This window comes from Azohydromonas lata NBRC 102462, from assembly GCF_001571085.1.
GTDB classification, from domain to species: domain Bacteria; phylum Pseudomonadota; class Gammaproteobacteria; order Burkholderiales; family Burkholderiaceae_C; genus Azohydromonas; species Azohydromonas lata.
In genome coordinates this window covers 18062-39222 of record NZ_BCTC01000060.1, presented here as the reverse complement: position 1 = coordinate 39222, position 21161 = coordinate 18062, and the positions used below count along the sequence as shown (strand labels likewise).

Here is a 21161-nt window from a genome sequence, read left to right as displayed (position 1 = left end):
CTGCTGCCGCTGTCGGTGGTCAGCGCCACCTGCGCGGCGGCCAGCTGCGTGTCCAGGGTGTAGGTCTGGTGGGCCGTCGGGCCCGTGCCGCCTTCGCTGCGAACCTGGAACACGATGGCCGTGCTGCCTTCAAGCAGCGTCGCGCCGGTCCAGTTCACGGTCGTGCCCGACACCTTGTCGGTGACCTTGACCCACGTCGCGCCGTTGTCCAGCGAACCCCACAGATCCTGGCCCGCGGTCAACGCCGTGCTGAGCTGGGCCGTGATGGTCTGCGCCGCGGCATTGGTGAGGAAATCCGACGCCGAGGAGCCGTTGTCGTTGCTGATGTGGATGCCGCTGACCGTCGTCGTGGGCGCCACCGGCTGGCTGGGCGCAGGAGGGGTGCTGCTGCTGTTGCCGGCTGCCGCGGCCACGCCGGCTGCGCCTGCAACGCTGGCTGCTCCCACGACGGCGGCCGGCACGGTCAATGCGCCCACGCCCAGGGCGGTGACGCTGGCCACGCCCACGGCACCGGCTGCACCCGCTGCGCCGGCCGCGCCCGCGGCACCGGCGGCACCCGCACCCGCCGCGCCACCGGCGCCTGCCGCACCGGCCGAACCCGCTGCGCCGGCACCGGCACCCGCACCCGCGCCCGCGCCCTCAGCGCCTGCCGCGCCGACGGCCTCGGCCTGGGCCACGACGGTCGTATCGGCGGATTCGCCCGCTGCGGTGCCTTCTGCATCCGCAGCGTCCGCGGCTTCTTCCGCCAGCTGCTCTACCGCTTGGGCGTCGCCCTGCAGCGGCACTTCCGCTTCGACCGGGTCTGCCGGAAGTCCTACACCGGCAGCGTCGAGCTCATCGGCAAGCGCCTCGCCAGCGCGACGCCCCTTGGCATTGGAAAGGGTGCGAGGCTTGTTCACAGCACTGCGGGAAGCATCGGATTGGTTCATGTCACTGCTTTTCAGATTGGGCGAACAATCGCCAGAAGTATTCGGACGGCGGCTACGGGGCGGAGCCCATGGAAATTCACGTCATGATCGACAAGCACTTTGCCGCTGGCAATATGCCCAGAGGCATAGCCAAATGGCCCGCGAGTTCGACGGCAAACCCGAAAACAAGGCCACATTCATGACGCTTTTCTCCGCTTCAAAATCACCTGGTGATTGAGATCGGATCAGCGCAACATCGGCTGAAGCCGCCAGAATTTGAATCAACAAAAGAACAAATGTGGCTAATTCACGAAATTGCCGGCACCGCCACAGTCCAGAAACACTCCGGCTTGCAGTGCGTTCGGTGTTTTCCCTAGGAGTAAGGCGCTGGCTGCAGGACGCACTCGCTGGCGCGCCAGAACGGTCAATATCTCGGAATACTGGTTTACCCCGAGTTCCGAGTTCACAATCTATACACACTCCATGCTTGGCGCAGCAATGATGCCGCCTTAACAAAATGTATCCTGCGTGAAGCAATTCCCGGATACCTGCTTAACAAAACTGCGTTCGGGGCAAACGCCAACCATCGCATCGTGTCGCACCTGAAAATGCCTGGAGCGATACGCAAACGCTGAAAACACGGGCGTTGCGCGATGAAGAATCATTGCAGGCGCCCTTGCTTAGGAAAAGCTGGATTTGGTCCGATGCCAGCTTGGACTGTTATTGACCACAAACAGACCCATGAAATTTCAATTCTCCGATCCGAGGCCCCAAGGCATGCGTGACGGCTCGGTGTCCGACGCCGCCGTGCCCACGGCGGACGGCCGGGTTGGCGTCTTCAGCCTGGGCGATGGCCGTGCCACGGGAGAGGCCATGCGGTCCGTGCAGATCTTGCTGGTGACGGACAGCGCGCTGCTGGGGGCCGGCTTGGCGCACATGCTGGGCACGCAGTTGCAACTGGCCGGGCGCGTGGTGGTGGCCACCCCGAACGGGGCCGGGCGTTGCGCGGCGCTGTTCCGGGACGGTCTGGACTTGCTGGTGCTGGACACCGCGGCCGTCTTCGCGGCCGCGCCGGCGTGGCTGGACCCGGGCACGGCGCGGCTGCGACTGGTGCCCGGCGAGCCGGTGGGCCAGCACGAGGTCAGCGTTCGCGCACCGCTGATGGTGCTGCAGCAGGCTCTTCAGAATGCCTTGCTCCATCGTGGGCAAACGCGAGAAGCCCAGCCCCAGACCAAGGCGCTGAGCCCGCGCCAGCGCGAGGTCATGGCGCTGATGCGCCACGGCTTGAGCAACAAGGAGATCGCCCAGCGCATGGACCTGGCGCCCGGCACGGTGAAGCTGCACGCAGCGGCGGTGCTGCGCGCGCTCAATGCCCGCAACCGCCTGCACCTCATCGCGCGGGATGCGGAGGCGGCCGTGGCGCACGCAGCCCTGGGCCGCGTGCCTGCATCGCTGCTGGAAGGAATGCCCGCATGACGCGCACGATGTCCTGCGCCCGGCGGCGCACGCCTTCGTCACGCGCCACCGGCCTGGGGCGGCTGATGGCCGCCGCGGCCGTGGCCGCCTGCGCCGCCGCGCTGGCCCAGGAGCCCGCCGGCGCGCCTGCGGCCCAAGCGCCCGTGCAGGTCACCGTCACCGCCACCAGCCTGGCCGCCGTGCCGACCTACACGCTGCGCGCCGCCGTGGCCGATGCCCTGGCCCACAGCCCGACGGTGGCCGCGGCGGGTGCCGACCGCGTCACTGCCGGCTACCTGCGCGAGACGGCCGAATGGGGCCGCTACCCGACCCTTTCCGCCGAGATTGCGCCGGGCGTGTTTTCCTCGCAGGCGCGCTCGGACTCGCGGCTGCTGCGGCTGGACCAGCCCCTGTGGGCCGGCGGCCGCATCGACGGCGCCATCAACCAGGCGCAGGCGCAGGAGCGCTCGGCGCAGTTGGGCGAGACGGAAGCGCGCCGCGGCATCGTGGAGCAGACCGCGGTGGCCTACCTGGCCTGGTCCGGCGCCCAGGAGCGGCTGCGCATCGCCGCCGAAGGCCGCACGGTGTTCGAACGGCTGCTGGCCTACGTCAAGCGGCGCGAGGCGGCCGGTGCCGCGGCGCGCTCGGACATCTCGGTGGCGCAGGCCCGCCTGGCGTCCACCTCGGTGCAGCGCGAGCAATTGCTGGCCGAGTCCGAGCGTGCGCGCTCGGACCTGCAAACCTTGGTGGCCGGCAGCGTCGCGGGCGAGCCGCTGATGCTGGAAGTTCCGGGCGTGGCACTGCCCGGCGCCGACACGGCGGAAGCCGAGTACCTCAGCCGCTCCAACGTGGTGGCCCAGCGCAGCGCCGAAGTGGAGGCCGCACGCGCGGCGGCAGCGGTGCGCCGCGGCGAGTCCATGCCGCGGCTGTCGCTGCGGCTGGAGCGGCAGCAAAACGTGTCCGCCGGCGTTTCCGTGCCGAGCGACAACCGCGTCATGCTGGCCTTGAGCTTCACGCCCGAGGCCGGCCTGGCCGCCTTCTCCTCCGTCAAGGCGGCGCAAAGCCGCATCGAGGCCGCACAGGACCAGGTGCGTGTGGCCGAGCTCGACGTGCGCCAGCGCGCGCGCACCCATCTCACCGACCAGCAGTCGGCCGAGCGCCAGATCGCCGAGCTGCAGCCGCAGATCGAGTCGCTGCAGTTCACGGCCGACTCCTACATGCGCCAGTTCGAAGCAGGCCGGCGCAGCTGGATCGAGGTTCTCAACACCTTCCGCGAGGTGCTGGACACCCGTGTGGCGCTGTCGCGCGCCCGCACGCAGCACGCGCAAAGCGCCCTGCATCTCATGGGCAACACCGGAGCATTGTCTTCATGGATAGAAACCACGCCCTGAACGCCGCCCCCGCCTCGGCAGCCGCAGCGGCGCCTGCCGCCGTGGCAGCGGCGGCGCTGCAGCGGCTGCTGGGCCTGCTGGGCCACGGCGTCGAGCGGGAGGCCGTGCACCACGCCTTGCAGGCCGCCGGCACGCCGAGCTTCGGCCAGGGCCGCGAGACGCTGCGCCAGCTCGACGGCGCGCTGGGCAAGCTGGGCTTGTTCAACTTCGAGCTGGCCTCGGCGCGCGGGCGCACGCTGGAGCCGCGCCACCTGCCGCTGCTCATCGAGCATGAGGGCATGAGCTGGGTGCTGCTGGAGCAGCGCGGCGAGCACGTGGTGCTGGACTCCGGCGCGGGCGAGCTGCGCGAGCTGCCCCGGGCCGAGATCGCCGACGCGCTGGCCGTGTGGCTGCGCCCGCGCACCGTCGCCGCGGCGCCGGCCGACGACGACGCGCAGCCCGCGCGTGCGCTGCTGTGGAACGCGCTGCGCCAGCGCCGGCGGCTGCTGTCGGAAATCGCGCTGGCCTCGCTGCTCACCAGCGTGCTGGCGGTGGCCACCGGGCTGTTCTCGCAGCAGGTCTATGACCGCGTCGTCCCGTCGTTCGCGCTGTCCACGCTGTGGGCACTGGTGGGCATCGTCGGCGTGCTGCTGGTCTTCGACTTCGCGCTGCGCGTGGTGCGTGCGCGCATGCTCGACCGCATTGCCTGCGAAATCGACGAGGAAGTGTCGTCGGAGGTGTTCCGCGTGCTGGGCGACGTGCGGCTGGATGCGCGCCCGCGCGCGGTGGGCACGCTGGCGGCGCAGGTGGGCGGGCTGGAGTCCACGCGCGCCTTCTTCACCTCCAGCGTGCTGTTCACGCTGGCGGAGATTCCCTTTGCGCTGATCTTCATCGTGGTCATCGCGTGCATCGCGGGCCCGGTGGCGTGGATCTACGTGGCGGCGGCGGCCGTGGCGCTGGTGGTAGGCCTGCTGGCGCAGGCCCGCGTGAGGCGCCTGACCGCGCAGCAGCAAGTCAGCATGCACCACCGCAACGGCGTGCTGGTGGAAGCCATCGCCGGCAGCGAGACGCTCAAGGCGCTGGGCGCGGGATGGCGCTTTGCCGAGCGCTGGCGCGCGCTCACGCACGACATCTCCGAGCATGCGCGGCGCCAGCGCGCCACCAACGCGCTGACCGGCTCCATCGCGGCCAGCCTCTCCAGCACGTCCTACCTGGGCGTGGTGGTGTGCGGCGTGTACCTGATCCAGGACGGCAGCCTCACCGTGGGGGGCCTCACCGCCATCACCATGCTGGGCAGCCGCGTGGTTGGGCCCATTGCCGCAGGCATTCACCTCTTGACGCAGGCCCACGCGGCAACGCTGGCGCTCAAGGCCGTCAACGCGGTGCTGAGCCTGCCCGCCGAGCGCGACCCGGGCGTGCAGTTGTTGCGCCCGCAGCAGCTGGGTGCGGAGCTGCGCCTGGAAGGGGTGCGCTTTGGCTACGGCGAGGCGCCGGTGCCGCAGATCGACATCGACAACCTCACCCTGGCCGAAGGCGACCGCGTCGTCCTGGTGGGCCCCCCGGGGTCGGGCAAGTCCACGCTGCTGCGCCTGCTCGCCGGGCTGTACCGGCCCTCGGCGGGCCGCGTGCTCCTGGGCGGCTACGACCTGGCGCTGCTGGAGCCGGACGCGCTGCGCCGCGCCGTGGCGTTGCTGCCGCAGGAAGTGCAGATGTTCCGCGGCTCGCTGCGCGAGAACCTGTGCCTGGGCAGCGTGGTGGAAGACCAGCGGCTGCTGGACGCCGTGCACGCACTGGGCCTCGACGCGATGCTGGCCGACCACCCGCGCGGCCTGGACCGTCCCATCGCCGAAGGCGGAAGCGGGCTGTCCGTGGGCCAGCGCCAGCTCTGCGGCGTGGCGCGCGCCATGGCGCGGCGCCCGCGCGTGTGGCTGCTCGACGAGCCCAGCAGCGCGCTGGACCCCGCGACGGAGCAGCGCATGTACCAGGCCATCGAGCGGCAGCTTGGCGAGCGCGACGTGCTGGTGATCGCCACGCACCGCCCCGCGGCCGCGAGCCTGTGCCGCCGCGCCATCCTCATGCAGCGCGGCCGCGTCGTCGGCGACGGCGACCGCGATGCGCTCGTGTACCGGCTGCGCGCGGGCCAGCGGCCGGCGCAGGCACAAGCGCAAGCGCAAGCAGCCCCCGCCGCGGCAGACGGCGTCGCGACAGTCAATTCCTGAGAGACCATGAAAGACAACACCATTCCCGCTCCCATGGGCCTGCCTGCACGGCGCGGCGGGCCGCTCGGCGGCTCCGTGCTGATCTGGCTGGTCGCGGCCACGCTGGGCGGCCTGGTCGCCTGGGCCAGCGTCTCGCAGGTGGACCAGGTGGTGCGCGCACAGGCCACCGTCATCGCCAGCCGCCGCGTGCAGGTGATCCAGTCGGTGGATGGCGGCGTGCTCATCCAGTTGGGCGTGGCCGAGGGCGACCGCGTGCGCAAGGGCCAGGTGCTGGCGCGCTTCGACGAGACCCGCACCCGCTCCGAGCTCGACGCCACGCAGGCCAAGCGCGCCTCGCTGCTGGCCACCACGGCACGGCTGCGCGCCGAGCTGGACAACGCGGCGACGGTGAACTACCCGGCCGAAGTGCGCCGCTACCCGGAGATCATGCGCGACCAGAACAGCCTGCTGGCCGGCCGGCGCGCCAACCTGCACACCGACCTGGCCACGCTAGGCGGCATCGTGCGCACCGCGCGCGAGGAGCTGCAGATCACGGAAAAGCTGCTGGCCGACGGCGACTCCAACCGCGTGGAGCTGCTGCGCGCCACGCGCCAGCTCGCCGAAGCCCAGGCGCGCATGGACAGCCGGCGCAACCAGTTCGTGCAGGATGTCAACGCCGAGCTGACCAAGACCCGCGACGAGCTGGAGCAGATCCAGGAGCAGAACACGCAACGCAAGCGCCAGCTCGACAACATCGTCGTCGTCGCACCCATGGACGGCATCGTGAAGAACGTGCGCTTCACGACGCTGGGGGCCGTGCTCAAGCCCGGTGACGAGCTGCTGAGCATCGTGCCGCTGGACGACCGCATGATCGTGGAGGCCAAGGTGGCGCCGCGCGACATCGCGCTGGTGCATCCGGGGCTTGAAAGCATGATCAAGTTCGACGCCTACGACTACACCGTCTACGGCGCCGTGCCGGGCCAGGTCAGCTACGTCAGCGCCGACAGCATGCGCGAGGAGGGGCAGCGCCCCGATGCCCCGGGCAGCACGTACTACCGCGTGCACGTCGTCACGGCCTCGCCGGCGGCCACGCACACCGGGCGCAGCCTGGACGTCATCCCCGGCATGACCACCACCATCGATATCCGCACCGGGCGCCGCACCGTGCTGGAGTTCCTGCTCAAGCCGGTCATCAAGACGTTCTCCGAAGCCTTCGGCGAACGCTGAGCCCCCAAAGCCGTGTCCCGGCGCCGCCGGGGCTGCGCACCTTCCCTTCCTGTCGAGCCCGGCCACAACGGGCCAGTGGAGTATCCCTTTGAGCCGCATCATGATCTGCACGCCTTGCTACGGCAGGGTCGTCAACGAGTCCTACCTGAAATCGCTGCTGTCCTCGCAAGACGCGCTACGCGACGCCGGGCATTCGATGGTGCTTTCCACCTTCAGCAACGAATCGCTGATCACCCGTGCGCGCAACAACCTCACGGCGCTGTTCCTGGCCTCCAACTGCGACGCGCTGATGTTCATCGACGCCGACATCGGCTGGCAGCCGCGCGCGCTGCTGGACCTCATCGAGTCGGGCTACGACGTGTGCGGCACGCCCTACCCGACCAAGGGCTACCAGTGGGACCGCGTGCCGCACCTGGCCACAACGACGGGCCCGGACGGCCTGCCGCTCAAGCCCGCGGCGCTGCGCACGCGGGCCATGAACTACACCGTTCTGCGCACCGAGCAGCAGCCCGCGGGGCTGCCTTCGGGCTGGCAGGAGGTGCACGCGCTGGGCACAGGCTTCCTGCTGATCCAGCGCCACGTGCTGGAGCGCATGCGCGACCACTACCGCGCCGAGCTGGGCTACGTCAACGACGTGGCTGGTTACATGCGCACCGTGCAGGCCGAGCACTGCGTGGGCCTGTTCGAAACGATGATCGAGCCCGAAACGCGGCGCTACCTGTCCGAGGACTACGCCTTCTGCCGCCGCTGGCGCGACCTGGGCGGCCATGTCTTCGCCTGCTTGCGCCATAAACTCTCCCACACCGGGGCTCACGAGTTCTGATACGCAGGATTGGCCGGGCGTTGCCTGCTCCGAGCGAGCGGCACCTTTCCTTAGCGGCAGCGGGCCAGGCGCCAGGCCACAGCCTTGAATCGGGCCCACCAGCAATCGACTTGCAAGAGCTTGCCCAATGAAACCTCCAATGGTGACCACCACGCAAAGCGGCAGCACGGCGCGGCAGCGCCCTCGGGTGCTTTTCGTGCAAATGCAGTCCTGGGTTGGCCCGGAACGCTTGGTGCTGTCGGTGATGGAGCGCGGCGTGGCTTGTGCCGCTTGGCATCCCGAAGGCTCCACGCTGGAGGTACTCAGCTTGGCCTTGCGGCTGACCCACCGGCGCGGTGACAACTGGACCGGGCTGCTGGCGGCGCTGCAGCAATTCGAGCCGCAGCGCGTCGTCCCTCTGGACGATCAGGCCGTGCTGCTGCTGGCGCAGCTTTGGCAGCGGCAACGCCCCGTGCTCAAGCCCTTCGAGGCGGTGCTGCGAGAGTCCCTGGGCGATCTTGAGACGCTGGCGCTGCGCGGGCGGCGCAAGGCGCTGGTGGCGCTGGGCGACGTCGTGCTGCAGCCTGAAGCATGGCATCCGGGCCATGACGAGACGCTGCGCGACTGGGCGGAAAAGCAGCAGTGGCGTTGCGCGCTCAAACTTGAATCCACCTTCGCCGGCACGGGCGTGGAGTTGGTGTCGTCGCGGTCAGAGTTCGATGCGGCATTCGAACGTTTGCAAGGCACCGGACGTCCCTTGATCGCGCAAGCGTTGATCCAAGGGCAAATGGCGATGCGCGCCTGCCTGGCGCAGGGTGGGCGCGTGGTTGCGGGCCTGTCGTTGCTCAAGACCGAGCAGCATCCCGCCACCGGGCCGGCAACCCGCGTGCGTGCCGTCGCACATGAGGATATGAAGCTGGCTTGCGAGAAACTGGCCGCGCACTGGCGCATCGATGGCTACTTTTCGTTGGACTTCATGATCGACGACGCCAGCGGTCGTGCTTTTGTACTGGAGTGCAACCCCAGGGCGGTTGCCTGGCTGCACCTGGGGCATCTGGCCGGCGTGGACCTGATTGGTGCCTTCGTTGACTCCCTCAGCCACTCCGGGATGGCGCCGCAGCTTGAGACGCCGCCTTCGGCACAGGAAATAGCCCTGTTCCCACGCGAATGGGTGCGTGATCCCCGCTCGCCTTTCCTGACGGGTTCTGCGCACGACGTGCCCTGGGCGTATCCCGCACTGGTCACACGGCTGATGCAGGAGGGCTTGCGCGAGGTGGCCACGCGCCGCCGGGCACGAATGGCACCGGCACAGCCTGCGGCATAGCCGGTAAGCCGCTGACAAGTAGCCGGCAAGCAGCCGACATCCACGCTGTTCCTGTTCGGGCACGCCGGCTGTCGGCCATCACGTTTCCGATTGGGTGAGGCGAGACTGGGGCAAGCCGCTGGCGCTGCGCAGGGGCCCGCGCAGCGCGCTGCCTGTGGGCGGCAGGCACAGGCCGATGCCGACCGACAGCTCCAGGCCTTCAGCCAGGGGCCGGTACGCCACGCCCTGGCGGCGCAGTGCGCGGAAGGTCGAGGGCAGCAGTGCGATGCCCTTGCCCGCCGCCACCTCGGCCAGCAGCACATGGTGCTCCATCGCCTCCGTCAACCACTGGCGCGCCTGCAGTCCGCTGCGTTTGAACACCGCTTGGCAGTGGTCATGGAACGCAGGTTGGCGGCGGCGTTCGAACCAAAACAAGGTCTGCTGTGAGAGCTGGGCCAGCCTGAGACGCTTGTGGCGGGCCAGCGGGTGGGCGCAGGGCAGGGCGGCGTACAGCGCGTAGCGCTCCAGCTCCTCGACCTGCAGCCCTTGAGACTCCGTCGGCAGCGCGATGAAGGCGGCTTGCAGCCGTCCGCTGCGCACTTGGCGCACCAACTGCGGCGAGCTGGCGAAGCACAACTCGACATGAGCCTGGGGCCATTGCGCCTGCAACCGCTCGCCCAGTCCGTCGAACCAGGGCGGTTCGAGGGCCGTGGTCAGGCCGATGCGCAGGGTCGTTGCACCGTGGGCTGCCGTCACCGCCGTGTGCGCCTCATCCAGCAGCCGCAGGATGTGCTCCGCCCGCGGCAGCAGCAGCGCGCCCGCGGCGGTCAAGGCCACCGAGCGGGTGTTGCGTTCGAAGAGGCCGACGCCCAAGCGCTGCTCCAGTTCGCGAATCGCGCGGCTCAAGGGCGGCTGTGACAGGTGCAGCATCTCGGCGGCTTGCCGGAAATTCAATGTCCATGCCACCGCGACGAACAGGCGCAGGGCACGAGAGTCGAGTGGGCCATTCATACGCATCCGGTATCAGCGAAACAGCAATTCTCTTACGTGGCCCGCGGGAGCAGAGTCCGTGACCTCGCTGTCAACCACTGGAAAGGACGCTGAGATGACGCCTGAACATTTGCCGCACGCCGACCGGTACCAGCAGGGACTGGAATGCCTGCAGCGCGTGGACGGCCCGCAGGGCGTGGCCGTGGTCCAGGATTTGGCGGAGTCGTTTCCTGACTTCGCCCGCTACCTGGTGGAGTTTCCCTTTGGAGACATCTACGCGCGGCGTTCATTGGGCCTGCGCGAGCGCGAGATCGCCACGGTGGCGGCGCTGACCGCCCTGGGCAACGCCGCGCCGCAGTTGCGCGTGCACATACACGCCGCGCTGCACGTGGGATGCAGCCCGGCCCAGATCGTGGAGACCGTGATGCAGATGGCGGTCTATGCCGGCTTTCCTGCCGCGCTCAACGGCCTGGCCGTGGTCCGGGAAGTCTTTCTGGCCCACGGCATCGCCTTGCCTTTGCCATGAGCACCGCGCAGGGCAGGGTGGCGCTCTTCGCAAAGCGGCACGGTGCGCGTGCCTGTTGCCTGGAACCGCCGCGAAGCGTCAATGCGGCGTGTTGCCTGCGTCCACGGGGGAGACGATGCCGAAACGCTTCATCTGCCTGTAGATGGTCGTGCGGCACTGCCCCGTCTTTGCAGCCACGGCCGTGATGTTCCAGCGGTGGGCGTGCAGCAGCGCCTGCAGGCGCTCCGCTTCCGGTGGACGCGCCGCAGCCATGGCGGGCGGCGGTGCCGGCCGATCGGCCATGGGCGCGGCCGGCGGGGCCTGCAAGGTGGGCGCAGCGTGCGGCATGCCGGCGCCGATTTCCGGCGGAAGGTGCTCGGTGAGGATGCCCGCCTCGTCGCACAGCGCCAGGCCGTAGCGCAGGGCGTTGCGCAACTGCCTGATGTTGCCGGGCCATGGGCAGCGGCGCAGCAGGGCCATCGCCTCGTCAGAGATCGCGGCGGGCACACCGGCCTCGCGGGCCTCCTCCTCCAGGATCAGGTGGATGAGGTAGTCCAGGTCCTGCCGCTCACGCAGGCTGGGCAGCAGCAACGTGGCGCCGCAAAGCCGGTAGTACAGGTCCTCGCGGAAAGTGCCTGCCGCAATGGCCTGGCGCAGGTCACGGTGCGACGCCGCAACCACCGTCAACTCCACCCGCACGGGCTGCTCGGCGCCCAAGGGCAACACCTCGTGCTCGGAAAGCACGCGCAGCAGCCGCGTCTGCAGGTGCAGCGGCATGTCGCCGATCTCGTCCAGGAAAAGCGTGCCGCCGTGCGCCTGCACGATCAGGCCCTTCATGCCCCGGCTGCGTGCACCCGTGAACGTGCCGGCGGTGTAGCCGAACAGCTCGCTCTCGATCAGCGACTCGGGAATGGCCGCGCAGTTCACGGCCACGAAAGGCTTGTGGCGGCGCTCGCTCGACTCGTGCAGCGCCCTGGCGAAGACCTCCTTGCCGCTGCCCGTCTCGCCCTGGATGAGGATGTTGATGCGCCGGTTGGCCAGGCGCTGCGCCTGGTGCTGCAGGGCGCGCATCTTGCGGTCCTCGCCGGCCAGGCGGCGCAGCGCGGCACCCACGGGGACGGACGCGGCGGGTTCGGCCGCTTCCCGCAAGGGGCCGTCGCCCACGGCACGCACGCGCGGCACGATCACGCTGCTGAAGTAGCTGCGCTGGTCCACCAGCGAGAGCAGCGAACGCTCCATCGCATCCGGCGCGCGGGCCAGGCGCCAGATGTCGTCCATGGTGCAGTCGAACAGATCCATGAGATGGCGCCCAACCACCGCATCGGCACCGCGGCGCGGCGGCAGCGCGCGCAGCCACTGCCGGGCCGCGGCGCTGGCGCCCAGCAGCACGCCGTCCGCGTCGAAGGCCAGCAGCATGTCGCCGGTCACGTCCACCAGCGCCCAATTGGTGGCCAGGCGCAGGATCCAGCGGTCGCGGAAATGGCGCATGAACGTGGCGTCCTCGATCATGCGGCCGTACAGCCGCGTGAGGTGCAGCGCCAGGTGCTGGCTTTCACGGGCATCGCTTTGCGCCTGCGCCGAAACGTCGAGCACGCCCATGAGCCGGCCGTCCGGGTGGAACAGCGGCGTGGTGCTGCAGCTCAGGCCAGTGTTGTTGGCATAGAAGTGGTCCGCGCTGTGGCAGGTCAGGGCCGTCTGCTCCTGTATGCAGGTGCCTATGCCGTTGGTGCCGGCAATGTGCTCCTGCCAGTTGGCGCCCAGGTACAGGCCGAAGCGCTGCGCGTCGCGGGCCCAGGTGTCGTTGCCTATGTAATCGATGGTGATGCCCTCGGCGTCCGTGAGCAGCAGCACGTAGCCCAGGTCGACCACGTGCTTGAACAACTGCTCCATGCCGCTGCGGGCGACCTGCAGGTACTCCTCCATGCGCTCGCGCGAGGTGCGCACGCGGGAGGCGCTTTCCACGCAAGGGTCGAAGCAGTCGGCCGGGTCCAGGCCGTGCTGGTGGTAGCAGCGGTGCCAGGAGCGGTGGATCAAGCTGTCAGGCGTATCGCTGGAGGGCACCACGCCGCTGGCGGCACGCAGTACGCGATCAACATGCAGGTCGGAGGAATTCGACACGGCAACTCCTTCGGGTTCGGGGTGTCGCAACGGCCTGCCAGGCGCCACGCGTGACGAGGCGGCGCCTGCCCCGCATCGCGGACTGCGGGGCCCGGGGCCGCGTCGCGAACCGCGCACTGTATGCGAGACGGCGGCGCCGGCGTGTCGGTATCGGCCCGCAGTCGGCAAGGCTGCACAGGGCTTGCGGCGTAGGGGGCACGCATCACCTGTAGCCGGCCCAGTGCGGCCGCGCATCAGGTGTACACCGCCCGCGCAACATTGGCGCAAACCCCGAGATGCCCGTGCAACCCATTGATGTTCAAGGAAAAAATGCCTTGAGCGGCTGATTGGCGGACGCTGCCGGGCCGTGGCATGGGCCTTGCGCAAAGGGGCTGCCTCCAACGCAGTTCCTGAGCATGACCATGAAGCAGCAACGACTCATCACCAGCCCGGCGTCCGTGCGCGTCGGCGAGCCCGACCCGGCACGGCGCGACGCCTTGCGCCGCGGCGCCTGCGCCTGCTTGGGTGCCGGCCTGGCCACGGTCGGTGTGAGCCCGGCGCGGGCCGACGAGCCCGCTTCGCAACGGCCCGCGCCCGGTGACCGGCTGGTGCTGGCCGCCGGCGACGAGCCGCCCCGGCCGCTCGTGGCCTCCGACGTCAAGCCCGGCGCCAAGCCGCTGCAGGTGTTTCCCTTCGATGCGGCCGCCGGCGTGGTGCGCGACGGGTCGCGCCTCAACAAGGTCCTGCTCGTGAAGCTGGACCCGGCTGGGCTGGACGACGCCGCGCGCTCGCGCGCCGCCGACGGCGTGCTGGCCTTCTCGGCCGTGTGCACGCACCAGGGTTGCGACGTCAGCGAATGGAACGAGGCCGAGAAGGCACTGCTGTGCTTTTGCCACTTCTCTCGCTTCGACCCCGCACGGCTGGGCCAGGTGGTGGCCGGACCCGCCTCGCGCGGCCTGCCCAACCTGCCCTTGAAGCTTGATGGCGGGCTGCTCACCGTGGCCAGCCCATTCAGCACTTCACTGGGCGCCAAGGCAGCGGGCTGAGCGCCCGCGCCTGGACACCGCGGCGCCTTGCCGCGGTCTTGATGCAAGCAAAACAACTTTTCACAGGAGACGCCATGAAACTGAACACCCTTCTTCGTGCCGCCTGCGTGGCCGCGCTGCTGCCGGCCGCCGCGCAGGCCCAGCTCAAGCCCTACGAGCCGGTCACGGACGCGCGGATGGCCAATCCCGAGCCCGCCAACTGGCTCATGTACCGCGGCAACTACGCGGGCTGGGGCTACAGCCCGCTGGACAAGATCAACGACCGCAACGTCGGCAAGCTGACGCTGGCGTGGTCCTACGTCACAGGCATGAGCGAGGGGCACCAGGCGCCGCCCATCGTCAACAACGGCTACATGTACATCTCCACGCCGAACAACCAGGTGATCGCCTTCGAGGCGAAATCCGGGCGCGAGCTGTGGCGCTACAAGAAGCCCATCCCGGAGGAGCTGCAGCAACTGCACCCGACCAACCGCGGCGTGGCGCTCTACAAGGACAAGCTCTACTTCGCCACCACCGACGCCATGGTGGTGGCCCTGGACCCGGTGAGCGGCAAGGAGTTGTGGAAGCAACCCATCGGCGACTGGAAGGCGGGCTACTACTCCACGCTGGCGCCCCTGGCGGCCAATGGCAAGGTGGTGGTGGGCGTCTCGGGCGGCGAGTACGGCGTGCGCGGCTACATCGTGGCGCTGGACGGCGAGACCGGCAAGGAGGTGTGGCGCACCTACACCGTGCCCGCGCCCGGCGAGCCCGGCGGCGACTCCTGGCCGGGCGAGACCTACAAGAACGGCGGTGCATCGGTGTGGATCACGGGCACCTACGATCCTGAGACCAGGCTGTCCTACTGGGGCACCGGCAACGCCGCACCCTGGATGCCGGACACGCGCCAGGGCGACAACCTCTACGCGAACTCCACGCTGGCGCTGGACATAGACACCGGCGCCCTCAAGGGCTACCACCAGTACCACTGGAACGACGCCTGGGACTGGGACGAGGTGTCGGCGCCGCTGCTCATCGACGTGGAGCGCAATGGCAAGAAGGTGAAGTCGCTGGTGCATGCCGGGCGCAACGGCTACCTGTGGCACCTGGAACGCACCAGCGACCGCATCAACTTCGTCGACGCCTGGCCCTACGTCAAGCAGGACGTGTTCGCCTCCGTGGACCCGCGCACCGGCCGTCCGACCTATCGCGAGGACAAGCGCCCGGGCACGGGCAAGACGGTGTCGTTCTGCCCGTCGCTGTGGGGCGGCAAGGACTGGTTTCCCGAGGCCTACAGCCCCAAGACCGGCATGCTCTACGTGCCGGCCAACAACAACCTGTGCTCCGAGCTCAAGGGCGAGGCCGTCAACTACCGCAAGGGCGAGCTCTACATCGGCGTGTCGCTGGACAACATCCTCACCAACGTGCGCATGACCGACGCCTCGCGCCAGCACATCGGCGAGGTGCAGGCCTGGAACGTGGGCGCCAAGAAGAACGTCTGGACCCACAAGTATCCCGAGATGAACTGGGGCCCGCTCATGGCCACCGGAGGCAACCTGGTGTTTGGCGGCGGCACCAACGACCGCATGTTCCGCGCCTTCAACGCCACGACCGGGCAGATGCTGTGGGAGTTCCCGGCGAGCTCCGGCGTGACGGGCGTGCCCTCGTCCTTCGAGGTGGACGGCGAGCAGTACATCGCCGTGCAGGCCGGCTGGGGGGTGGACGCGGAGCGCATGCAGGGCGCCTTCAACGCCGTGCTCAAGCACAAGACCACGGTGCCGCAGGGCGGCACGGTGATGGTGTTCAAGCTGGGCAGGTGATGCGCCCACTCACGGTACATACGACACAAGGAGACACGACATGAAGCTTCTGCATGCCTTGGCACTGAGCATCGCCACGCTGGTGGCGCTGTGGGTCTACCTGAGCATTGGGCAGCCTGGGCTGCGCTTCAACCCATGGATTGGCTTCGTGGCCTGGGCCGCGTTCTTCGCGGCTGGAGGCGGGGCCGGCGGCGCGCTCAAGGCCGTGGCCGGCGGCCTGGCCGGGGTGCTGCTCACGGCCGCCACCATGGCCGCCGTTGCCGCACTGGGCGGCGGCCTGCCCTGGCTGATGGGCCTGGTGGCGCTGCTGGCCTTCGTCCTGGTGGCCATGGCCGACATCCCGATGCTGGCGTACACGCCCGCGGCGTTCCTGGGCGCCGCGTCCTTCTTCGGTGCAGGCGCCAAGGTGGACGAGACGGTGCTGCTCGTGTCCGTCACCTGGCTGGCCGGCGTGGCCTTTGGCTTCGCCTCCGAACTCATGGGCAAGCGCTTCGCACGCCCGGCGGCCTGAGTGCAGGGCCGCTCATTTCTCTCACGTGAAAGGTTGAAGACCATGATCAACGAATACCGCAACTACATCAACGGCGAGTTCCTCGCCAACACGGGCGGCGCACTCATGGATGTGCGCAATCCGGCCACGCACGAGTTGCTGGCGCAAACGCCCGATGCCCCGGCCTGGGTGGTGGACCAGGCCGTGGAGGCGGCGCGCAAGGCGCAGCCCGCGTGGGCGCGGCTGCCCGCGGTGCAGCGGGCGCGGCATCTGCGCGACATCGCCGCCAAGCTGCGGGAGCACAAGGAGATGATGGCCCGCACGCTGACCTGCGAGCAGGGCAAGGTGCTGTCGCTGGCCCGCGTGGAGGTGGACTTCACGGCCGACTACCTGGACTACATGGCCGAGTGGGCGCGCCGTATCGAGGGCGAAGTGCTGGAGAGCGACCGCCCCGGCGAGAGCATTTTCATGCTGCGCAAGCCAGTGGGCGTGGCCGCGGGGATACTGCCGTGGAACTTCCCGCTGTTCCTCATCGCCCGCAAGATGGCGCCGGCGCTGGTGACGGGCAACACCATCGTCATCAAGCCCAGCGAGCTCACGCCCATCAATGCCTTCGAGTTCGCGCGCCTGGCTGCGCAGACCGATCTGCCCGCGGGCGTCTTCAACCTCGTGGGCGGCACGGGCGCGGTGGCCGGCGCGCACCTGGCCGGGCACCGCGACGTCGGCATCGTTTCCTTCACCGGCAGCGTCGAGACCGGCAGCCGCATCATGGCCACCGCGGCGCGCAACCTCACGCGCGTCAACCTGGAGCTGGGCGGCAAGGCGCCGGCCATCGTCCTGGCCGACGCGGACCTGGAGCTTGCCGCGCGCGCCATCCACGCGTCGCGCGTCATCAACACCGGGCAGGTCTGCAATTGCGCCGAGCGGGTGTACGTGCAGCGGCAGGTGGCCGACGAGCTCACCAGCCGCATCGCGCGCCTGATGGCCGACACCACCTACGGCGACCCGATCGCCGAGCCGGGCGTGCACATGGGCCCGCTGGTCAGCCAAGCCGGGCTGGACAAGGTGGCGGGCCTGGTGGAGCGCGCGCGCGCCGAAGGCGCCGTGGTGGTGCAGGGCGGGCGCCGCGCGCAGCGTGACACGGGCTTCCACTACGAGCCCACGGTGCTTGCGGGTTGCCGCGGCGACATGGAGATCATGCGCAAGGAGATTTTCGGCCCGGTGCTGCCGGTGCAGGTCGTTGAAGGCCTGGACGAGGCCATTGCGCTGGCCAATGACTCGGAATACGGCTTGACCTCGTCCATCTTCACCCGTGACCTGTCGCACGCCATGAAGGCTTGCCGCGAGCTGCAGTTCGGCGAGACCTACGTCAACCGGGAACATTTCGAAGCCATGCAGGGCTTCCATGCCGGGCGCCGCAAGTCCGGTATTGGCGGTGCCGACGGCAAGCACGGCCTGTACGAGTTCACCGAAACGCACGTCGTGTACATGCAGCACGGCTGAGGCTTGGTGCCGGCGGACGGTGCGTGCACTCGCACCGTCCGCCGCGCCGCATCCACAACGACCGCCTGCGGCGGGCGCATCGTCTTTCACGGTGTCCGCTTTATCACAACATACGCGTTGCCTGTTGACCACTATTTCCCGTCCTCGTCTGCGTTGCTCCACTTGAAGGTGATGTGAGTAGGCCGTGAAAGGAAATTCAGGAGAGGGGGCCTGTTTTCAACAAGCGTGCAAACGCACCGCGTATGTTGCTAGTGGCGCTACGTCATGGCGCCCCACGGCTTGGCCCGCTGCCCATGCCACTGCTCCGGTGCCGGCAACGCGCTCAATGCCTGCACGTCGTGGCCACAGACGGCGGCTGCAGGGGCTGCCGCGCCGACAAAGCGGCGTTCAAGGCACCGCTTGCGCGCATTCCGGGTCCGGCGTGTACCTACAGCGACGTGATGTTGGCCGTCTTCACCAGGCGGCCCCAGCGCTCGACCTCGGCCTTGAGGTAGGGCGCAAAGGCCTGGGCGTCGCGCGCGTCCACGCGGAAGCCCTGCGTCCGGGCCCGCTCCTCGATGTCGGCCGTGCGCATGATGCGCACCACCTCGGCCGAGAGCTTGTCCACCACGGCATCGGCCGTGCGCGCCGGTGCCATGATGCCGGTCCAGTTCTCGACCTGAAGCTCGGCCAGGCCAAGCTCCGCGGTGGTCGGCACGTCAGGCACCAGCGCATTGCGCGCCGCGCTGCAGAGGGCCAGCGCGCGCAGCTTGCCGGACTTCACGTGCGCCACCGACTCCGGGAAGTTGGAGAACACCACGTCAAGCTGGTTGCCCATCAGGTCCTGGATGCAGGGCGTGCCGCCCTTGTAGGGCACGTGCTGGATGGCGGACTTGTTGAGCTGGTTGAACAGCGCCAGCGTCAGGTGGGGTGGCGTGCCATTGCCGCTGGAGCCGCCGTTGAGCTGGCGCCCTTTCGACGCTTCCATCAGGTCCTTGAAGCTCTTGATCTGGCTGGACGCCGCAACCACCACCAGCATGGGCGAAGCTGCCAGCAGGGCCACCGGGCGCAGGTCCTGCACGAAGTTGTAGCTGGCGCCCGGAAACAGCGAGTAGTTCACCGCGTGCGTGAGCGTGATGGCCAGCAGCGTGTGGCCATCGGCAGGGGCCTTGGCCACCGTGTCGGCACCGATCTGCCCGCCGCCGCCGGCGCGGTTGTCCACCACGACCGTGGTCTTCCAGCGCTCGCCGAGCTGCTGGCCCACCGCGCGCGCCATCACGTCGGTGAGCCCGCCAGGCGGGAAGGGCACCACGTAGCGGATGGGCGTGCCAGGCTTGGGGAACTCGCCGCCCTGGCTCCAGCCGGGCAGGGGCATCCCCGCACCGGTGAGCGCCAGGGTCATGCCAAGCATTCGACGACGCCTCATGTTCAAGGTCTGTTCGTCCATGGATGTCTCCTCCATCGAGGGCCCGCCCAGCGGGCGGGTCGGGTTGGGAACTGGATCGGTACCGCGCTTGTCCTTTCGTCTGTCTTGCTTTCACTGCGCGGGTGTTCAGCGCCTGAGCGTCTCCAGCACGGCATCCGTGACGGCGATGCCTTGTGCCTGGGCGCGCCGGCGCAAGTCCTCGCGCCGCGCTCCCGGCAGCCGCACGCCCTCGTCGGCGAGCATTTCGTGGACGAGCACTTCGACACGGTCGAGGTAGCTGTCGGCCCCAGCCAAGGCGCCGGGGTCGATGACCAGGAAGGCTTGGCCGATGCGAGGGCGGTTGCCTTCGTCAACGAAGAAGCTGGAGGCCTCGAAGCCGTAGTTGGCGCCTATGAGCGCGGTCACGAGCAGCTCCACCACCAGCGCCAGCATCGCGCCCTTTGGGCTGCTCACGGCCCCGATGGCCAGCATCGAACCTTCCAACCCCGCCTTCGGGTCGGTGGTGGGCCGGCCGTCCTTGTCCAGCGCCCAGCCCGGTGGAATGGAGCGGCCCTCCTTGGCCGCGAGCATCAGCTTGCCGCGCGCCACCTCGGACAGGCTCAAGTCCACCAGCAGCGCATCCTGGCCCCGGCGGGCGAAGGCCGCAGCCAGCGGGTTGGTGCCGAAGATGGGGTGGCGTCCGCCCGCGGCGGGCATGGCCGCGGGCGAGTTGGCGAAGGCCAGCCCCACCAAACCGGCCTCGGCCACCGGGCGCAGGTGGTCCACCATCACGCCGCCGTGGTGGCTGCGCGTGACGCCGGCAAAGGCCACGCCAAAATCGCGGGCGCGGGCCATCGCCTCGGCCACGGCGAGCTCACAGGCGGGGAAGGCCAGGCCATCCTGAGCATCCACCAAGGCCGTTGCGCCCCGGCCCTTCAGCAGCCGCGGCTCGGCGCTTCCGTCGACGCGGCCGTTGCGCAGGTGCGTCGCGTATTGCGCCACGCGCGAGAGCCCGTGCGATCCCAGGCCCTGAGCCTCGGCCAGCACCAGGGCGCGCGCGGTGGCAGCAGCCATGCGCGGGTTGGCGCCGGCGCGCTCCAGCGCTTGGGCCGCCAGATGGCGCGCCTCCTCCAAACTTAAAGTCGTGGCCATCAGGACAGCACCTCCAGCAGCTTGTCGGCGATCAGGAACGACACCCGCTCGTTGGATTCGGCCGAGACGCCCGCGATGTGCGGCGTCAGCAGCAGGTTGGGGCAGTCCTGGAAGTACGCCGCCGCGGGCAAGGGCTCGGTGGCGAACACGTCCAGCGCCGCGCCCCCGAGGTGGCCCGCCCGGAGTGCGTCGGCCAGGGCGGCTTCGTCCACCACACCACCGCGCGCGGTGTTGACCAGCACGGCTCCGCGCTTCATGGAGGCAATGCGCCGCGCGTCGAACAGGCCGCGCGTTGACTCGACCAGGGGCACGTGCAGGCTCACGACGTCCGCCGTGCCCACCAGCTCGTCCAGGCCCACGCTGCGCACGCCGGTGCCGTTGAAGGCCGGGTGCTGCTCGCCCATCAGGGCGTCGTGGGCCACCACGTTCATGCCCAGCGCCTGAGCCAGGCGGGCCGTGAGCTGGCCGATGGAGCCGAAGCCCACCAGGCCCAGTGTCTTGCCGGCAAGCTCGCGTCCGCCGGACAGCGCAGCGCGCGGCCAACTGCCGGCCGCCACCGCTGGTGTGCTGAGCCACGCTCCTCGCAGCAGCACCAGTGCGCTGGTGATGACGTACTCGGCCACCGACAGCGCATTGGCTCCGGTGGCTGGCATGACCTGGATGCCGCGCGCCTCGCAGCCCGGCACGTCGATGTTGTCCAGGCCCACACCCAGGCGGCCCACCACCTTGCAACGCTGCAGCGCATCAAGCAGCTCGCCACGAACCTGTGTGCGGTTGCGAACCACCAGGGCGTGCGCTTGGGCCGCTTCGCGCCACAACCGCGCCGGATCGTCCACCAGGGCAGGGTCGTAAACGACCTGGTGGGCCGCCTGCAGGCGAGCGACGGCGCGCTCGTCCATGAATTCACAGATGAGGATGTTCATGAGCTTCGCCAC

General features: G+C 69.4%; 17 protein-coding genes and 1 pseudogene. 12 read left to right on the top strand and 6 right to left on the bottom strand.

The genetic code is table 11. From position 1 onward, the window contains the following. Positions 1–929: pseudogene (locus tag ALA01S_RS34355) on the bottom strand (hypothetical protein); the annotation flags it as partial. Here ALA01S_RS34355 and ALA01S_RS33230 point away from each other — a divergent pair. The 7 genes from ALA01S_RS33230 (at position 928) to ALA01S_RS19550 (ending at position 9284) form a co-directional block, all read left to right on the top strand. Next, positions 928–1146, top strand: a complete 219-nt coding sequence (locus tag ALA01S_RS33230; RefSeq protein WP_157119126.1) for a hypothetical protein — start codon at positions 928–930, stop codon at positions 1144–1146. The pseudogene ALA01S_RS34355 and the gene ALA01S_RS33230 sit on opposite strands and share 2 nt — an antisense overlap. A gap of 503 nt (positions 1147–1649) precedes the next feature. Then, positions 1650–2384 carry a response regulator transcription factor gene (locus ALA01S_RS19575; RefSeq protein WP_218011499.1) on the top strand — a complete coding sequence of 245 codons (735 nt, stop codon included), beginning with the start codon at positions 1650–1652 and terminating at the stop codon, positions 2382–2384. Further along, on the top strand, positions 2381–3754 hold the full coding sequence (locus ALA01S_RS19570) for a TolC family protein (protein WP_066339842.1): 1374 nt from the start codon (positions 2381–2383) through the stop codon (positions 3752–3754). Before ALA01S_RS19575 ends, ALA01S_RS19570 begins: the two co-directional genes overlap by 4 nt. Then, positions 3733–5952, top strand: a complete 2220-nt coding sequence (locus ALA01S_RS19565; protein ID WP_084267730.1) for an ATP-binding cassette domain-containing protein — start codon at positions 3733–3735, stop codon at positions 5950–5952. The genes ALA01S_RS19570 and ALA01S_RS19565 overlap by 22 nt, the downstream gene beginning before the upstream one ends. A 6-nt stretch (positions 5953–5958) precedes the next feature. Then, positions 5959–7158: an HlyD family type I secretion periplasmic adaptor subunit gene (locus tag ALA01S_RS19560; protein WP_084267729.1), complete on the top strand. Its 1200-nt coding sequence runs from the start codon at positions 5959–5961 to the stop codon at positions 7156–7158. 100 nt (positions 7159–7258) lie between these two features. Continuing rightward, complete coding sequence (locus ALA01S_RS19555; protein WP_066339836.1) at positions 7259–7981, top strand: hypothetical protein; 723 nt, start codon at positions 7259–7261, stop codon at positions 7979–7981. Between the two features lie 139 nt (positions 7982–8120). Then, entirely contained in the window at positions 8121–9284 is a 1164-nt protein-coding gene (locus ALA01S_RS19550) for a hypothetical protein (protein ID WP_066339834.1), read from the top strand. Positions 9285–9362: 78 nt separating this feature from the next. Here the strand turns inward: ALA01S_RS19550 and ALA01S_RS19545 are convergent, their stop codons facing one another. Next, on the bottom strand, positions 9363–10274 hold the full coding sequence (locus tag ALA01S_RS19545) for a LysR family transcriptional regulator (RefSeq protein ID WP_066339832.1): 912 nt from the start codon (positions 10272–10274) through the stop codon (positions 9363–9365). Positions 10275–10368: 94 nt separating this feature from the next. On the opposite strand from ALA01S_RS19545, the gene ALA01S_RS19540 reads away from it, so the two are divergent. Then, positions 10369–10779: a carboxymuconolactone decarboxylase family protein gene (locus ALA01S_RS19540; protein WP_066339829.1), complete on the top strand. Its 411-nt coding sequence runs from the start codon at positions 10369–10371 to the stop codon at positions 10777–10779. A gap of 78 nt (positions 10780–10857) precedes the next feature. Here ALA01S_RS19540 and ALA01S_RS19535 read toward each other — a convergent pair whose 3' ends face one another. Beyond that, entirely contained in the window at positions 10858–12876 is a 2019-nt protein-coding gene (locus ALA01S_RS19535) for a sigma-54-dependent Fis family transcriptional regulator (RefSeq protein WP_066339826.1), read from the bottom strand. A gap of 401 nt (positions 12877–13277) precedes the next feature. Here ALA01S_RS19535 and ALA01S_RS19530 point away from each other — a divergent pair, with 401 nt between their 5' ends. From ALA01S_RS19530 to aldA, 4 genes are all read left to right on the top strand, one after another. Beyond that, the gene (locus ALA01S_RS19530) at positions 13278–13901 is read left to right on the top strand and encodes a QcrA and Rieske domain-containing protein (protein WP_084267731.1); all 624 of its coding nucleotides are present in this window, start codon (positions 13278–13280) and stop codon (positions 13899–13901) included. A gap of 74 nt (positions 13902–13975) precedes the next feature. Next, positions 13976–15697: a methanol/ethanol family PQQ-dependent dehydrogenase gene (locus tag ALA01S_RS19525; protein WP_066339824.1), complete on the top strand. Its 1722-nt coding sequence runs from the start codon at positions 13976–13978 to the stop codon at positions 15695–15697. A gap of 40 nt (positions 15698–15737) precedes the next feature. Next, positions 15738–16208 carry a DUF1097 domain-containing protein gene (locus tag ALA01S_RS19520; RefSeq protein WP_066339822.1) on the top strand — a complete coding sequence of 157 codons (471 nt, stop codon included), beginning with the start codon at positions 15738–15740 and terminating at the stop codon, positions 16206–16208. 42 nt (positions 16209–16250) lie between these two features. Further along, a complete protein-coding gene (aldA, locus tag ALA01S_RS19515) occupies positions 16251–17690 on the top strand; it encodes an aldehyde dehydrogenase (protein WP_066339819.1) in 1440 nt (479 codons plus the stop codon). A gap of 427 nt (positions 17691–18117) precedes the next feature. Here aldA and ALA01S_RS19510 read toward each other — a convergent pair whose 3' ends face one another. From ALA01S_RS19510 to ALA01S_RS19500, 3 genes are all read right to left on the bottom strand, one after another. Next, a complete protein-coding gene (locus ALA01S_RS19510; RefSeq protein WP_238455860.1) occupies positions 18118–19116 on the bottom strand; it encodes a Bug family tripartite tricarboxylate transporter substrate binding protein in 999 nt (332 codons plus the stop codon). A gap of 105 nt (positions 19117–19221) precedes the next feature. Next, a complete protein-coding gene (locus ALA01S_RS19505; protein ID WP_066339816.1) occupies positions 19222–20226 on the bottom strand; it encodes an Ldh family oxidoreductase in 1005 nt (334 codons plus the stop codon). Beyond that, a complete protein-coding gene (locus tag ALA01S_RS19500) occupies positions 20226–21149 on the bottom strand; it encodes a hydroxyacid dehydrogenase (protein ID WP_174548640.1) in 924 nt (307 codons plus the stop codon). Before ALA01S_RS19500 ends, ALA01S_RS19505 begins: the two co-directional genes overlap by 1 nt. Positions 21150–21161: the final 12 nt, after the last annotated feature.

What these genes read in the sequence shown, in the direction of transcription:
- ALA01S_RS33230 (WP_157119126.1), top strand. Translation starts at nt 928, where the DNA reads ATGTCACTGCTTTTCAGATTGGGCGAACAATCGCCAGAAGTATTCGGA.
- ALA01S_RS19575 (WP_218011499.1), top strand. Translation starts at nt 1,650, where the DNA reads ATGAAATTTCAATTCTCCGATCCGAGGCCCCAAGGCATGCGTGACGGC.
- ALA01S_RS19570 (WP_066339842.1), top strand. Translation starts at nt 2,381, where the DNA reads ATGACGCGCACGATGTCCTGCGCCCGGCGGCGCACGCCTTCGTCACGC.
- ALA01S_RS19565 (WP_084267730.1), top strand. Translation starts at nt 3,733, where the DNA reads ATGGATAGAAACCACGCCCTGAACGCCGCCCCCGCCTCGGCAGCCGCA.
- ALA01S_RS19560 (WP_084267729.1), top strand. Translation starts at nt 5,959, where the DNA reads ATGAAAGACAACACCATTCCCGCTCCCATGGGCCTGCCTGCACGGCGC.
- ALA01S_RS19555 (WP_066339836.1), top strand. Translation starts at nt 7,259, where the DNA reads ATGATCTGCACGCCTTGCTACGGCAGGGTCGTCAACGAGTCCTACCTG.
- ALA01S_RS19550 (WP_066339834.1), top strand. Translation starts at nt 8,121, where the DNA reads ATGGTGACCACCACGCAAAGCGGCAGCACGGCGCGGCAGCGCCCTCGG.
- ALA01S_RS19545 (WP_066339832.1), bottom strand. Translation starts at nt 10,274, where the DNA reads ATGAATGGCCCACTCGACTCTCGTGCCCTGCGCCTGTTCGTCGCGGTG.
- ALA01S_RS19540 (WP_066339829.1), top strand. Translation starts at nt 10,369, where the DNA reads ATGACGCCTGAACATTTGCCGCACGCCGACCGGTACCAGCAGGGACTG.
- ALA01S_RS19530 (WP_084267731.1), top strand. Translation starts at nt 13,278, where the DNA reads ATGAAGCAGCAACGACTCATCACCAGCCCGGCGTCCGTGCGCGTCGGC.
- ALA01S_RS19525 (WP_066339824.1), top strand. Translation starts at nt 13,976, where the DNA reads ATGAAACTGAACACCCTTCTTCGTGCCGCCTGCGTGGCCGCGCTGCTG.
- ALA01S_RS19520 (WP_066339822.1), top strand. Translation starts at nt 15,738, where the DNA reads ATGAAGCTTCTGCATGCCTTGGCACTGAGCATCGCCACGCTGGTGGCG.
- aldA (WP_066339819.1), top strand. Translation starts at nt 16,251, where the DNA reads ATGATCAACGAATACCGCAACTACATCAACGGCGAGTTCCTCGCCAAC.
- ALA01S_RS19510 (WP_238455860.1), bottom strand. Translation starts at nt 19,116, where the DNA reads ATGGACGAACAGACCTTGAACATGAGGCGTCGTCGAATGCTTGGCATG.
- ALA01S_RS19505 (WP_066339816.1), bottom strand. Translation starts at nt 20,226, where the DNA reads ATGGCCACGACTTTAAGTTTGGAGGAGGCGCGCCATCTGGCGGCCCAA.
- ALA01S_RS19500 (WP_174548640.1), bottom strand. Translation starts at nt 21,149, where the DNA reads ATGAACATCCTCATCTGTGAATTCATGGACGAGCGCGCCGTCGCTCGC.